Here is a 13,971-nt window from a genome sequence, read left to right on the forward strand (position 1 = left end):
CGCCCCCGCAGGCCCCCGCGCTTCGGCGCGGGGGCCTGCTCGTTCCCGGGGCGCATACTCCGCCCTCACCGCGTCGGGGCCGCCCGTCTCAGTCGAGTTCCAATGCGGGGATCCCCGGTGTGTCGAAGCCGAACACCGCCCCGAGGAACCCCAGCTCGCGTCGCAGCGAATCGACCACCGTCTCGGCCCGGCGGAAGCCGTGGCCCTCACCCTCGTAGAGCACGTACGCGTGGGGAACTCCGTGCGCCGCGAGGGCTTCGCGGATGGCCTCGGCCTGCGACGGAGGAACGACGCGGTCTTCGGAGCCCTGCAGGATCAGGAGGGGAACGCGGAACCGTTCGGGACGACTGAGCGGGGACCGCTCGACGTACACCGACTCGGCCTCCGGGAGGGGCCCGATGAGTCCGTCGAGATAGCGGGCCTCGAAGTCGTGGGTGTCTTCGGCCAGCGCGCGGGCGTCGCCGACGCCGTACCTCGAGATGCCGGCCGAGAACACGTCGGTGCGGGTCACGGCGGCCAGCACCGTCCACCCGCCCGCGGAGCCGCCCGCGATGGCGAGGCGCTCGGGGTCGGCGAGTCCGGCGCCGGCGAGGGCGGATGCCGCGGCGGCGACGTCATCGACATCGACGACGCCCCACTGTCCTTTCAGACGGTCTCGATACGCGCGGCCGTAGCCGGTGGACCCGCCGTAGTTGACGTCGAGCACGCCGATGCCGCGGCTGGTGAAGAAGGCCGTCTTCGCCGACGGTGCGGGCCCGACGTGCGAGGTCGGCCCGCCGTGGACGAGCACGACGTACGGCGGACGCTCGCCCGGTGCCGGCGTGACGCCGGGGTTCGTGGGGGCATACGCGAAGGCGTGCACCGGCCCGTGAGGGCCGTCGGCCGACAGGGCGCGGGCCGTCGGCATCCATTCGCCGCCCCAAGAGCCCGCGCCGCCGGTGACGAGCTCGACCGCACCGGAGTCGAGGTCGACGATCCACAGACCCGCGCGGCCGTCGGCGTCGGATCCCGACACGAGGACACGGGCGCCTCGGACGTCGTCGACCGCGGCGCCCGCGACAACGGGGACGTCGACCGCACGCACGCCGGTGGGGGCGATCTCGACGATCTCGTCACCGCCGTCGGTGCGGACGGCGACGACACGGCCGTCGGCGGCGGCACCGAACCATCGCGTTCCGAGAACCCAGAGGCCGCCGCCGGTGTCGGCGTCGGCGGGGGCGAGCGCCTGCGCGTCGCCGCTCAGGGGTCGGCGGAAGAGGTTCCAGCGACCATCGGGGTCGTCGGCGTACAGCAGCTCGTCGTCGGCGACCCAGACGGGCTGCAAGGGGGCGCGGTCGCGACCGCTCGCGATGTCGACGACCTCCCCGGTCGGCAGGTGGGCGACCCGCAGAGTCGTGGTGTCCCACGGCATGTCGGGGTGGTTCCAGGCGACCCACGCGAGGCGGGTCCCGTCGGGGGAGAGAGCGGGCTGCGCGAGGAAGTCGCTCCCGTCGGCGAGCACCTCGACCGCCTGGGGGCCGTCGGTCGCGATGCGCACGATCGCCCGCGCCGGGACGCGCGCGTCTCCGTGCGTCTCGCGCACGGCCAGGAGCACGCCGTGTTCGAATCGGAGGCCTCCGTGCCGCACGGCGTCGTCAGCGGGCGTCAGCGCGCGCGCCTCGCGGCCGGGGCGCAGCGCATAGACCCGCTGGTCGGTCTTCTCGACGTAGAACAGCTCGCCCTCGTCGGACGCGGTCCATGCGCCTCCGCCGTACTCGTGCACGGCGGAGCGGGCATTGGCGGGAGCGGGGAGCACGGTCTCGACCGAGCCGTCGGCGAGACGGCGCTTGACGGCGACGCGACCCGCCTCGGCCGGCACGGACTCACCCCACCAGACCTCGTCGCCCACGAGTCGGGCTCCGTCGATGCGCGGAGAGGACTGCGCCACCGACTCGGGCGTGATGGGCGAGGGCCAGGAGCCGTAGGGGAGGGTGTCTGCCATCTCTCCAGCCTAGGGAGGGCGTCCGACATCGCCGCGGGAGCCCGGGGCGCGCCGGCCGACCGATCGCGAGCAGCGCATGGTGCGCCGACATCGCCGACCGGTCGCCGACGTGGCCTCACACCGCGCGCAGCACCGCCACGACGCGCCCCAGCACGACGGCCTCGTCGCCGAGGATGGGTTCGAACGCACTGTTGCGCGGGAGCAGCCAGGTGTGGCCGTCGCGGCGGCGGAACGTTTTCACGGTCGCCTCGCCGTCGAGCATGGCCGCGACGATCTCGCCGTTCTCGGCATTCGCCTGCGAGCGCACGACCACCCAGTCGCCGTCGCAGATGGCCGCGTCGATCATCGAGTCGCCCGAGACCTTCAGCATGAACAGCTCGCCCTTGCCCACGAGCTGGCGGGGGAGGGGGAAGATCTCCTCCACCTGCTGGTCGGCGGTGATGGGCACACCCGCGGCGATCCGGCCGACCAGCGGCACGAGGGCGGCGTCGCCGAGTGCGGGCGCGGTGTCGGCGGGGTTCTCTGCGGCGGCGCCGGGGAGGTCGATCAGCACCTCCATGGCGCGGGTCTTGCCGGGGTCGCGCCGGAGATAGCCGCTGATCTCGAGCTGGTTCAGCTGGTGGGTGACGCTCGACAGCGACTTCAGGCCCACGGCGTCGCCGATCTCGCGCATGCTCGGCGGATACCCGTGACGGGCGATCGAACGCTGGATGACCTCGAGGATCGCGAGCTGTTTGTCGCTGAGGCTCTTGCGCCGGCGCGTCTGCGGTCGGTCGCGGCCGGCGGTCGTCGCGTCGGTCATCTGATGCTCCCCTCGCGCCGCGGAGGGCGGCGGAAATTCGAATGTCGGAGGTTGGTGATGAGGTCTCCGTGTCGAAACCGTATCCGGTCGACGCATCGAATGACACGGAGCTCCACGCGTGTCGCGTTCGATCCGTCTCCGAGAGCGTCGACTGTTGACACCCGCACAGTATCGAAGATAGATTCGGAAGACAGGTTCGCACCACCGCCCTCCCGGCCGAGGGCGGGGTGCGAATCTCTCCCCACTGAGGAGCACACCATGAGCAGCATCGCCATCACCGCCCCCACGACCCGTCTGCGCATCACGGCGCGCGGTCGCCGCGTCGTCGCCTTCCTCGTCGCGCTGCCGATCGTCGTGGCGCTCGGCCTCGCCGTCGTCGGCGGAGGGTCCGCTCTCGCGTCCAACGACGCCGGTGCGCCCGCCGGTTCCTTCACCGAGATCACGGTGATGAGCGGTGAGACGCTGTGGTCGATCGCCGAAGAGCTGGCGCCCGCGGCCGATCCGCGCGACGTCGTCGCCAAGATCTCGCGTCTCAACGCTCTGTCCGGCGGCTCGGTGGCGGCCGGCCAGCGCATCGCGATCCCTACCGAATACGCACCCGCCGGCTGAGCGCGCCGTTCTGCGCCTGAACGGCCCCCACGGCGACCGACACCGATCGGTGCCTCGCGAGTCCGTCGCCCGACGGCCACCTACGATGGGTGGGGTGACCGTACGCCTCGACGACCTCCCTCTGCGCGACGATCTGCGGGGCATGACCCCGTACGGAGCGCCCCAGGCCCCGCTGCCCGTCGCGCTCAACGTGAACGAGAACACGCATCCCGTTCCGTCCGACGTGGCGGACGACATCCTGGATGCCGTCGCCCGGGCGCTTCGCGACGTCAACCGCTACCCCGACCGCGAGTTCACGACCCTCCGCGAGGCGTTCGCGCAGTACCTCGGCCACGGCCTGGGTGTCGAGCAGATCTGGGCCGCGAACGGCTCGAACGAGGTCCTGCAGCACATCCTGCAGGCGTTCGGCGGCCCCGGCCGCACGGCGATGGGATTCGCCCCCACCTACTCGATGTACCCGATCCTCACCCGCGCCACCGGAGCGCGGTGGATCGCGGGGGAGCGCGAGCACGACTTCGCCTTGAGCGCCGACTCCGCGGCCGCGCAGGTGCGCGCGCACCGGCCCGACATCGTCTTCCTCTGTGCGCCGAACAACCCCACGGGCACCCCGCTCCGGCTCGACGTCATCGAGGCCGTCTACGACGCCACCGACGGCGTGGTGATCGTCGACGAGGCCTACGAGGAGTTCGCGCCCCGCGACGAGCCGTCGGCCGTCACGCTGCTGCCGGGACGACCGCGTCTGGTGGTTTCGCGCACCATGAGCAAGGCGTTCGCGTTCGCCGGCGCGCGCGTCGGATACCTCGCCGCCGACCCGGCGTTCGTCGATGCTCTGCGTCTGGTGCGCCTGCCCTACCACTTGAGCGCTCTCACGCAGGCCGCGGCGACCGCCGCCCTCGGCCACGCCGACACGATGCTCGCGATGGTCGACGAGATCGTCGCCCAGCGCGACCGCATCTCGGCGACCGTCTCGGCGCTCGGCTACACGGCGCACGAGTCGTGGACCAACTTCGTGCTCTTCGGAGGGGTCGACGACCCCGCCGCGACGTGGAAGGCGCTCTACGACCGCGGGGTTCTCATCCGCGACGTCGGCATCGCCAACCACCTGCGCGTGTCGGCCGGCACCGAAGACGAGACCACCGCGTTCCTCGACGCGCTGGCCTCGGTAGGATCGCGGTCATGACCGGCCCCGCCTCGCCCCGTACCGCCTCGATCACCCGCGAGACGAGCGAGTCGCACATCCAGCTCGAGCTCGACCTCGACGGGCGCGGTGCCAGCGACATCGAGACGACGGTGCCGTTCTTCGACCACATGCTGACCGCATTCGCGAAGCACTCGCTGACCGACCTGCGGGTGCGGGCGACGGGCGACACGCACATCGACGCCCACCACACGGTGGAAGACACCTCGATCGTGCTCGGCCAGGCCATCCGGCAGGCGCTCGGCGACAAGTCCGGTATCGCGCGCTACGGCGACGCCCTCGTCCCGCTCGACGAGGCGCTGGCGCAGGCCGTGGTCGACATCAGCGGGCGTCCGTACCTCGTGCACACCGGCGAGCCCGCGGGCTTCGAGCACCACCTCATCGGCGGGCACTTCACCGGATCGCTCGTGCGCCACTCATTCGAGGCCATCTCGATCCACGCCGGACTCACCGTGCACGTGCGCGTGCTGGGGGGCCGCGACCCCCACCACATCGCCGAGGCGGAGTACAAGGCCCTCGCGCGTGCCTTCCGTCAGGCCAAGGCGCTCGATCCTCTGGTCGACGGCATCCCCAGCACCAAGGGCGCACTGTGACCGCCAAACCGGTCGTCGCGGTCCTCGACTACGGGTCCGGCAATGTGCACTCGGCCGTCAAAGCGCTGGTCGAGGCCGGTGCCGATGCGCGCCTGACCTCCGACCGCTCGCTGCTGCTCGACGCCGACGGACTGCTCGTGCCGGGCGTGGGTGCCTTCCAGGCGGTGATGGACTCGCTGAACGCCAGTCGTGGCGGCGAGATCATCGACCGCCGTCTCGCGGGAGGGCGTCCGGTGCTCGGCATCTGCGTCGGTATGCAGGTCATGTTCGAGCGCGGCATCGAGCGCGGTGCCGACACCCCGGGCCTGGGGGAGTGGCCGGGCACGATCGCCGAGCTGCAGGCCCCGGTGCTGCCCCACATGGGCTGGAACACCGTGACCGTCGGGGAGGGCTCCCGCCTGTTCGAGGGCATCGAAGACGAGCGCTTCTACTTCGTGCACTCCTACGGCGCACAGGAGTGGTCGCTCGAGGTCACGCCGCCCTTCCCGCAGCCGTCGGTGACGTGGTGCACCTACGGCGCCCCGTTCATCGCGGCGGTCGAGAACGGGCCCCTGGCGGCCACGCAGTTCCACCCCGAGAAGTCGGGCGAAGCCGGCATCCGCCTGCTCGCCAATTGGATCGACGGGCTGCGCACGACTACTGTGTGACCTCGTGCCCGGCTCGGCGAGATGCGCCGGAGGGTGCGAGGAGCCATGAACGATTTCGCGTCCACGCCCGAACTTGTGCTGCTTCCCGCGGTCGACGTCGCCGACGGCAAGGCCGTCCGTCTGACCCAGGGTGAGGCCGGTACCGAGACCAGCTACGGCGACCCCGTCGACGCCGCCGCGGACTTCGCCCGCCAGGGTGCGCAGTGGATCCACCTCGTCGACCTCGATGCCGCCTTCGGCCGCGGCAGCAACGCGAACGTGATGCGCAAGGTCATCAAGCAGGTCAAGGGAGTCCAGGTCGAGCTCTCCGGCGGCATCCGCGACGACCGCACGCTCGAAGCGGCCCTCGAGAGCGGCGCCAGCCGCATCAACCTCGGCACCGCCGCGCTCGAGAACCCCGAGTGGGCGGCCGACGTCATCAACCGCTACGGCGAGGCGATCGCCGTCGGTCTCGACGTGCGCGGCACCACCCTCGCGGCCCGCGGCTGGACCCGCGACGGCGGCGACCTGTGGACCGTCCTCGAGCGTCTCGAAGACGCCGGCTGCAGCCGCTACGTCGTCACCGACGTCACCAAGGACGGCACGCTGCGCGGCCCCAACATCGAGCTGCTGCGCGAGATGACGCAGCGCACCCCCAAGCCGATCGTCGCCTCGGGCGGCGTGTCGAGCCTCGACGACATCGCGGCGCTGCGCGACCTCGTGCCCCTGGGCGTCGAGGGTGCGATCGTGGGCAAGGCGCTCTACGCGGGGCAGTTCACGCTCGCTGAGGCCCTGGATGTCGCCGGACACTGACGGCACCCCCGACCACGGTCGATCGCGCGGCGACGGCTCGCACGACCAGGGCGCGCACGGTCCCTCCGCGGCCGGTTCCGACTCCGCCGGTGTCCCGTGGGAGGGCCGCAGCTTCGAGGCCAACCCGCACGCGGGCGACGACGGCTCGGCCGATCCGTCGCTGCTGTCGGCTCTGCTGGCGTTCCGCGCCGGCGAGGGCGGAGCGGGCGCCGTCGTCGACGCCTATCGCGAGGCCCGTCTGCTGATTCCGCTCGTCGCCGAGAAGGGCGACCACGGTATCGGTGCGCACGGGCTCGAGGTCGACAAGACGCAGGAGCTGTCGATCGTCACCGTCGCCGCCCCTGACGGCCGCAAAGTGCTGCCGGTGTTCACCTCCGTCACGGCGTTGCAGACGTGGGATGCCACGGCGCGTCCGGTTCCTGCAGACGGTCGACGTACGGCCCTGGCCGCGGCCTCGGAGGACACCGATCTCATCGTCATCGACCCGGCCTCGGAGACGGAGTTCGTCATCCGTCGACCCGCGGTCTGGGCCATCGCGCAGGGCGAGCCGTGGGAGCCGGCGCACACGTCGCCGACGATCTTCACGGGTCTGCAGGAGAGCATCTCCGGCGAGCTGGCCGTGCTCGATCTGGCCGTCGAGTCGGGGGACCCCACGGGTCGTCTGCGCGGCCCCGAGCTCGTCGTGCACCTGCAGCTGATGGCGGGTCTCGAGCAGGACGAATTGGATGCCGTGCTGGCGCGCGTCGCCCGCCGCTGGGCCGCCGACGACCGCATCGCGGTGCTGGTGGATTCGCTCACGGTGAAGCTGCACCGCAGCACCGCCGCCTGACGCGGCCCGCGGCGCGTGCGCCGACCGCGCCGACGCTACCGTGAGAGCGACCATCCCACGGAAAGGGTCCGCCCATGGTGACCGTTCTGCTCGCCTCGAACCCGATCCACGGGCACGTCGGCCCGATCCTGCAGGTCGCCGCCCACCTCGTGCGCGCGGGGCACCGGGTCGCCGTGCTGACCGGTACCCGCTTCCGCGAGCGGGTGGCATCCATCGGGGCGGAGTTCCGAGCGCTCGGCGGAGTGGCCGATTACGACGACCGGCGCCCCGACCTGTACCTGCCCGAGCGCGAGAAGTACCGGGGCCTGAAGCAGGCGCAGTACGACATCCGCACGATCTTCATCGAGCCCATCCCCGACCAGTACGCGGCGCTGTCGGAGGCGATCGACTCCCTGCGTCCCGACGCCGTCCTCGTCGACGGCGCGTTCGGCGGCATCCTTCCCGTCCTGGAGCGGGATGCCGACCGCCCGCCGATCCTCGCGCTCGGGGTCACGCCGTTGTCGCAGTCGTCGCGCGACCTGGGACCGTACGGCATGGCGCTTCCCCCCGCCCGCAACGCGGCCGATCGCACGCGATACGCGGTGCTGAACGTCGTCGCCCGTCGACTCGTCTTCCGCCCCACTCAGCGGGCGGCGGTGCGCGCACTGGCGCGCTGCGGAGCGGGGCCGCGCGGTTTCGTCATGGACCTGTCGGGGCAGTTCGATCGCTTCTTGCAGACGGGGCCGGCGAGCCTCGAGTACCCCCGCCCCGACCTTGCAGCCACCACCCGCTTCGTCGGCGTCCTGCCGCAGGCGGGCTCCGGTGCGCCGCTTCCGCCGTGGTGGGACGATCTCGACGCGACGCGCCCGATCGTCCATGTCACGCAGGGCACGATCGACAACCACGACTTCGGCCGCCTCGTGCGTCCGACGCTCGCGGCGCTCGCCGATCGCGACCTCACCGTCGTCGTCAGCGCCGGTGGCCGCGAGGTCGATGACCTCGGGCCGCTGCCGGCGAACGCCCGCGCGGCGAGCTACCTGCCGTACGACCTGCTGCTGCCTCGCACCGACGTCTTCGTCACGAACGGCGGCTACGGGGGCGTGCAGGCGGCGCTGGCCGCGGGCATTCCGGTGGTGGTGGCCGGCGACACCGAGGACAAACCCGAGGTCGCCGCGCGCGTCGCGTGGACGGGCGCCGGTATCGACCTGCGCTCCGGAACCCCCGGCGCCGCCGCGATCGCCAAGGCGGTGGATGCCACCCTCTCTGACCCGTCCTACCGTTCGGCGGCCCACCGCCTCGCCGCCGACGCCGCCCGGCACGACGCCCTCGCCGAGATCGCCCACCACCTCCTGACGACCCGCCCCCGCTGACCGTTCGCACCGGATCGCGGCCGTGCCTCGTTGCAAACGATCCGGTCAGGCGCCCGCCGCGCCGCCCCGAGTCGTCCCGCAGGACAGGTGAGGGGTCCCCCTCGTCGGAGGCCACCGGGGGAGGGCTCCCCATTTCATACCCTCCGGGTGTCACGGAGGAGTCGTCCTGCGGCACAGGCGAAGGGGTGCCCCTTGTCTGAGGTCGATCGGGGAAGGGGCCCCGTTCTCGACCTCAGACAAGGGGCACCCCGTAGCCGGTACCCCCAGAACGAACGACCTACGTGACGGGACCCGTCCATTTCTCTCCCGGCCCCTTCCCGATCGGGTCCTGAATCGTCGACGCCTCACGGAACGCCAGCTGCAGCGACCGCAGTCCGTCGCGCAGCGATCGCGCGTGCATGTCGCTGATCTCGGGGGCGCCGGCGGTGATGAGGCCGGCGAGGGCGTTGATGAGCTTGCGGGCCTCGTCGAGGTCGAGTTGCTGCCCCGGGTCGTCGGCGAGGCCGGTCTTGACGGCCGCGGCGCTCATCAGGTGCACGGCGGCGGTGGTGATGACCTCGACGGCGGGGACGTCGGCGATGTCGCGGGTGGCGGAGGATGCCGCGCGTTCCTGCTCTTCCCAGCGCGCGAGACGCTCGTCTTCGGCTCCGTGGCGGTGCGCGGAGCGGTCGTCGGCGGGCTGGTCGGAGGGGATCGTGTCCACGTGCATCTCTCTGTTAGACTGTTGCGGGCTTCGGAGCTTTCCGCTCCGTACGAAAGAGGATCACATCCCACCCGCGCTTGCCGCTCCAGGCTACCGGGTTCCCGCACTCCGCTCCGTTTCGCACGGTGTCGTCTGGGTGCAGAAGCCGGTGCTGACAGCACTGTGCCGGGTGGCGTGTCTCTCCTCTTCGCCCGCGGTCCCGATGGACCGCGGCGGCCACCACCCGCACACAAGAGGAGTTCCGCATCAGCGATCCCCGCACCAACGAGCGCATCCGAGTCCCGGAGGTCCGTCTCGTCGGACCCAACGGCGAGCAGGTCGGCATCGTCCGCATCGAAGCTGCGCTGCGCCTGGCCCAGGAAGCGGACCTCGACCTGGTCGAGGTTGCGCCGAGCTCGAAGCCGCCCGTGGTCAAGATCATGGATTACGGCAAGTTCAAGTACGAGGCCGCTCAGAAGGCCAAGGAAACGCGTCGTAACCAGGCGAACACCGTCCTCAAAGAGGTGCGGTTCCGCCTGAAGATCGAGGCTCACGACTACATCACCAAGCTCAAGCGCGCCGAGGGCTTCCTCCAGGCGGGCGACAAGGTGAAGGCCATGATCCTGTTCCGCGGTCGCGAGCAGTCGCGTCCCGAGCAGGGTGTGCGCCTGCTCCGCAAGTTCGCGGAAGACGTCGCCGAGTTCGGCACCGTCGAGTCGAACCCCACGATCGACGGTCGCAACATGGTGATGGTGGTCGCTCCTCACAAGAACAAGTCCGAGGTCAAGACCGAGCAGAACGCGCAGCGCGCGGCGAACCGCGAGGCTGCGCGCAGCGCCGCTCGTGGCGACTCGGCCCCGGAAGCAACGCCCACCTCGGCCCCCGCCGAGTAAAGCCTCCAGACTCCCGCTCCGGCGGGAACACCAACGAAGGAAGACAGATGCCGAAGCAGAAGACCCACTCGGGCGCCAAGAAGCGCTTCAAGCTCACCGGTAGCGGCAAGCTCATGAAGCAGCAGGCCGGCATGCGCCACAACCTCGAAGGCAAGGCCTCGAAGCGCACCCGCCGCCTGAACCAGGAGCAGGTCCTGGCCGCCGGTGACTCGAAGGTCGCCAAGAAGCTCCTCGGCCTCTGAGCGCCGACGCACGTTAGGAAGAAACAGAAATGGCTAGAGTCAAGCGGGCAGTAAACGCCCACAAGAAGCGTCGCGTCATCCTCGAGCGCGCCTCCGGTTACCGCGGTCAGCGTTCGCGCCTGTACCGCAAGGCCAAGGAGCAGGTCACCCACTCGCTCGTCTACGCGTACCGTGACCGTCGCAAGCGCAAGGGCGACTTCCGTCGTCTGTGGATCCAGCGCATCAACGCGGCATCCCGTCAGAACGGCCTCACGTACAACCGCTTCATCCAGGGCCTCGGCCTCGCGGGTGTGCAGGTCGACCGTCGCATGCTCGCCGAGCTCGCCGTGAACGAGCCCGCCGTGTTCGCCTCGCTCGTGCAGACCGCCAAGGCGGCGCTGCCCAGCGACGTCAACGCTCCGAAGTCCGCGTAAGTCGCGTCTTCTCCCGGAACGGGCGTCCTCTTCGGAGGGCGCCCGTTCCGTCGTTTCCCGCCTTCGTCGTTCCGCATTCCGCGGGGGAGGCGGTGCGTCCAGCCGATCCCTCCTCCCCGGCGCGCGTCGCCTCCGCGCGGCATCCGAAGCGCATGCCGGCGGAGCCATACACTGAGAGCGTGCTGGAGAACCCTCGTTCACCCCGCGTGCGTGCCGTGGCGAAGCTGAGCAAGCGCGCCGCCCGTCAGGAGACCGGTCTGTTCCTCCTCGAGGGGCCGCAGGCCGCGCGCGAGGCGCTCGCGTTCGCCCCCGAGACGGTGCTCGAGGTGTACGCCACTCCGACCGCTCTCGAGAAGCACACCGACGTGCGCGACGCGGCGGAGAACGCCGGCATCGACCTGCAGTACACGACCGAGGCGGTCCTGGATGCCATGGCCGACACGGTCACCCCGCAGGGCATCGTCGCGGTGGCGCGGCAGTCGCCCACCGCGCTGAAGGACGTGCTGGCGGCGGGTCCGCGTCTGGTCGCGATCTGCGAGGAGGTGCGCGATCCGGGCAACCTCGGCACCATCATCCGCGCGGCCGACGCGGCGGGTGCGGATGCCGTGATCCTCACCGGCCGGACGGTCGATCCGTACAACCCGAAGGTCGTCCGCTCGACCACCGGCTCGCTGTTCCACCTGCCGGTCGTGGTCGACCTCGAGCTCGCCGACGTCGTGGAGCGCATGCACGAGACGGGCCTGCGCGTGGTGGCCGCCGATGTGCAGGGCGAAGACTTCCTGGCATCCCGCGAGCTCCTCTCCGAGCCGACCGCGTGGTTGTTCGGCAACGAGGCGCGCGGCCTCGAGGACGAGGCGCTCGCGCGCGCCGACCTGGCGCTGCGGTTGCCGATCTACGGCCGGGCCGAGTCGCTCAACCTGGCCACCGCGGCGAGCGTCTGCCTCTACGAGACGGCGTTCGCGCAGCGCGCGCGCTGACGGCCGCTGTTACAGAACGGTTAAGGCGCGCGCCGGAAGGTGGTCGGTCGCTCGGCATCCTCATAGGGTTGTGGTCATGGCATCCGTTCCCCCGACGAGCTCCGAGCCCCTGGTCGTCGTCTCCGACGTCCAGAAGCACTACGGGCAGTTCCAGGCTCTGAAAGACATCGATCTCACCGTCGACCGCGGCGAGGTCGTCGTCGTCATCGGTCCCTCGGGGTCCGGCAAGTCGACGCTGTGCCGCACCATCAACCGTCTCGAGACGATCACCAGCGGTTCGATCACCATCGACGGCAAGGAGCTTCCCAAAGAGGGGAAGGGCCTGGCCGAGCTGCGCGCAGACGTGGGCATGGTCTTCCAGTCGTTCAACCTCTTCGCGCACCTGACGATCCTCGAGAACGTCACGCTGGGCCCCATCAAGGTCCGCAAGATGAAGAAGGCGGATGCCGAGAAAGAGGCGCGTGCGCTTCTGGACCGGGTCGGCGTCGGGCACCAGGCCGACAAGCTCCCCGCCCAGCTCTCCGGCGGGCAACAGCAGCGCGTGGCGATCGCCCGCGCCCTGGCGATGAAGCCGAAGGTCATGCTGTTCGACGAGCCCACCTCGGCCCTCGACCCGGAGATGATCAACGAGGTGCTCGACGTGATGGTCGGTCTCGCCAAGGACGGCATGACCATGATCGTCGTCACGCACGAGATGGGCTTCGCCCGCAAGGCGGCGAACCGCGTCGTCTTCATGGCCGACGGGCAGATCGTCGAGCAGGCGGTTCCGGAGCAGTTCTTCACCAATCCGCAGTCCGACCGGGCCAAAGACTTCCTGTCGAAGCTCATCACGCACTGACGGCACCCCCATGACGGCGACGAACGAGGAGGTTCTTTGCCGAAGCGCGAGCGTCCCCATCCGCGGGAGCTTCGCCGCGCCGTCCCCCAGACCCATCCATCCGCACAGCACACGTAACCAAGGAGACATCACATGCGTAAGACACGTTTTCTCGCCGGCGCGAGCATCGTCGCCGCCGGCCTGCTGGCCCTGACGGCCTGCAACAGCGGCACCCCCGGTTCGACCGAGCCCGGCGCGGGCGGCGGCGCCGGTGATGAGCCCGTCTACGGCGCGGTGGCCTCCGACGTCACGATCGAGGGCAGCCCCACGTTCGACAAGATCACCTCGGCCGGCAAGATCGTCGTCGGCGTGAAGGAAGACCAGCCCGGTCTCGGCTACCTCGACCCGGTCTCGGGCGAGCGCAAGGGCTTCGACGTCGACGTCGCGCGCTGGATCGCCGCGTCGCTCGGCTTCGACCCCGCCGACTCGTCGAAGGTGGAGTACAAGGCGATCGCCTCCGCGAACCGCGAGCAGGCCATCATCAACGGCGACATCGACTACTACGTCGGCACCTACTCGATCACCGACAAGCGCAAAGAGCAGATCGCCTTCGCCGGCCCCTACTTCCTCACCGGCCAGGGCCTGCTCGTCGCCGCCGACAACGACACCATCACCGGCAAGGACTCGCTGACCGCCGAGACGACCGTGTGCTCCGTCACCGGTTCGACGCCGATCCAGCGCATCCGCGAGCAGACCCCCGCCCAGGTCGTCGAGTTCGACACCTACTCGCAGTGCGTCGAGAAGCTGAAGAACGGCGAAGTGGATGCCGTCACCACCGACGAGGCCATCCTCCTCGGCTACGCGGCGCAGGACCCCGACAACCTCAAGATCGCGGGCGAGCCCTTCAGCGAGGAGCGCTACGGCGTGGGTCTGGCCAAGGGCGACACCGCTTTCCAGGAGTTCGTGAACACGATGTTCACCGACGGCGGCTCCACCTGGCAGGCCATCTTCGAGGCCAACCTCGGCGCCTCGGGCGTCTCCGGCGAGCAGCCGGCGGTCGACCCCGTCAGCTGAGCCACGGGTGCGGGCGGCGCTCGGCGCGCCGCCCGCACCACCCGAAGAATCGACGACAGAGAACGGACAGCGT

Annotated in this window: 16 protein-coding genes; 13 read left to right on the forward strand and 3 right to left on the reverse strand. The window is 70.6% G+C overall.

Annotated features, from left to right (window positions below; genetic code table 11):
• Window positions 1-88: 88 nt before the first annotated feature.
• Complete coding sequence (locus tag AS029_RS09270; RefSeq protein ID WP_058232301.1) at window positions 89-1,981, reverse strand: S9 family peptidase; 1,893 nt, start codon at window positions 1,979-1,981, stop codon at window positions 89-91.
• A 115-nt stretch (window positions 1,982-2,096) separates the two neighbouring features.
• Window positions 2,097-2,783 carry a transcriptional repressor LexA gene (gene lexA, locus AS029_RS09275; protein ID WP_058232302.1) on the reverse strand — a complete coding sequence of 229 codons (687 nt, stop codon included), beginning with the start codon at window positions 2,781-2,783 and terminating at the stop codon, window positions 2,097-2,099.
• A gap of 258 nt (window positions 2,784-3,041) precedes the next feature.
• On the opposite strand from lexA, the gene AS029_RS09280 reads away from it, so the two are divergent.
• The 7 genes from AS029_RS09280 to AS029_RS09310 all read left to right on the forward strand — a co-directional run bounded on the left by AS029_RS09280 (window position 3,042) and on the right by AS029_RS09310 (window position 8,800).
• Entirely contained in the window at window positions 3,042-3,392 is a 351-nt protein-coding gene (locus AS029_RS09280; RefSeq protein ID WP_058232303.1) for a LysM peptidoglycan-binding domain-containing protein, read from the forward strand.
• Window positions 3,393-3,486: 94 nt separating this feature from the next.
• On the forward strand, window positions 3,487-4,572 hold the full coding sequence (locus tag AS029_RS09285; protein WP_058232304.1) for a histidinol-phosphate transaminase: 1,086 nt from the start codon (window positions 3,487-3,489) through the stop codon (window positions 4,570-4,572).
• Window positions 4,569-5,183, forward strand: coding sequence for an imidazoleglycerol-phosphate dehydratase HisB (gene hisB / locus AS029_RS09290; protein WP_058232305.1), 615 nt, complete (start codon window positions 4,569-4,571; stop codon window positions 5,181-5,183). The genes AS029_RS09285 and hisB overlap by 4 nt, the downstream gene beginning before the upstream one ends.
• A complete protein-coding gene (gene hisH / locus AS029_RS09295) occupies window positions 5,180-5,830 on the forward strand; it encodes an imidazole glycerol phosphate synthase subunit HisH (RefSeq protein ID WP_058232306.1) in 651 nt (216 codons plus the stop codon). Before hisB ends, hisH begins: the two co-directional genes overlap by 4 nt.
• 45 nt (window positions 5,831-5,875) lie before the next feature.
• Window positions 5,876-6,622, forward strand: coding sequence for a bifunctional 1-(5-phosphoribosyl)-5-((5-phosphoribosylamino)methylideneamino)imidazole-4-carboxamide isomerase/phosphoribosylanthranilate isomerase PriA (gene priA, locus AS029_RS09300; RefSeq protein WP_058232307.1), 747 nt, complete (start codon window positions 5,876-5,878; stop codon window positions 6,620-6,622).
• Entirely contained in the window at window positions 6,606-7,451 is an 846-nt protein-coding gene (locus AS029_RS09305; protein WP_058232308.1) for an SseB family protein, read from the forward strand. Before priA ends, AS029_RS09305 begins: the two co-directional genes overlap by 17 nt.
• A gap of 74 nt (window positions 7,452-7,525) precedes the next feature.
• Window positions 7,526-8,800, forward strand: coding sequence for a glycosyltransferase (locus tag AS029_RS09310; RefSeq protein WP_058232309.1), 1,275 nt, complete (start codon window positions 7,526-7,528; stop codon window positions 8,798-8,800).
• Between the two features lie 277 nt (window positions 8,801-9,077).
• On the opposite strand, the gene AS029_RS09315 is transcribed toward AS029_RS09310, so the two are convergent.
• Window positions 9,078-9,503 (reverse strand): DUF1844 domain-containing protein, encoded by a 426-nt coding sequence (locus AS029_RS09315; protein WP_058232480.1) that lies wholly within the window; start codon window positions 9,501-9,503, stop codon window positions 9,078-9,080.
• A 245-nt stretch (window positions 9,504-9,748) separates the two neighbouring features.
• Here AS029_RS09315 and infC point away from each other — a divergent pair, with 245 nt between their 5' ends.
• The 6 genes from infC to AS029_RS09345 all read left to right on the forward strand — a co-directional run bounded on the left by infC (window position 9,749) and on the right by AS029_RS09345 (window position 13,898).
• Window positions 9,749-10,375 carry a translation initiation factor IF-3 gene (gene infC / locus AS029_RS09320; protein WP_074615899.1) on the forward strand — a complete coding sequence of 209 codons (627 nt, stop codon included), beginning with the start codon at window positions 9,749-9,751 and terminating at the stop codon, window positions 10,373-10,375.
• Window positions 10,376-10,422: 47 nt separating this feature from the next.
• Window positions 10,423-10,617, forward strand: coding sequence for a 50S ribosomal protein L35 (gene rpmI, locus AS029_RS09325; protein WP_058232311.1), 195 nt, complete (start codon window positions 10,423-10,425; stop codon window positions 10,615-10,617).
• 29 nt (window positions 10,618-10,646) lie between these two features.
• Entirely contained in the window at window positions 10,647-11,030 is a 384-nt protein-coding gene (rplT, locus tag AS029_RS09330) for a 50S ribosomal protein L20 (protein ID WP_058232312.1), read from the forward strand.
• A 179-nt stretch (window positions 11,031-11,209) separates the two neighbouring features.
• A complete protein-coding gene (locus AS029_RS09335) occupies window positions 11,210-12,007 on the forward strand; it encodes a TrmH family RNA methyltransferase (protein ID WP_058232481.1) in 798 nt (265 codons plus the stop codon).
• 76 nt (window positions 12,008-12,083) lie between these two features.
• Window positions 12,084-12,845 (forward strand): amino acid ABC transporter ATP-binding protein, encoded by a 762-nt coding sequence (locus AS029_RS09340; protein WP_058232313.1) that lies wholly within the window; start codon window positions 12,084-12,086, stop codon window positions 12,843-12,845.
• 132 nt (window positions 12,846-12,977) lie between these two features.
• A complete protein-coding gene (locus AS029_RS09345) occupies window positions 12,978-13,898 on the forward strand; it encodes a glutamate ABC transporter substrate-binding protein (protein ID WP_058232314.1) in 921 nt (306 codons plus the stop codon).
• Window positions 13,899-13,971 lie beyond the last annotated feature (73 nt).

It is taken from the genome of Microbacterium enclense (assembly GCF_001456955.1).
Taxonomy (GTDB): domain Bacteria; phylum Actinomycetota; class Actinomycetes; order Actinomycetales; family Microbacteriaceae; genus Microbacterium; species Microbacterium enclense.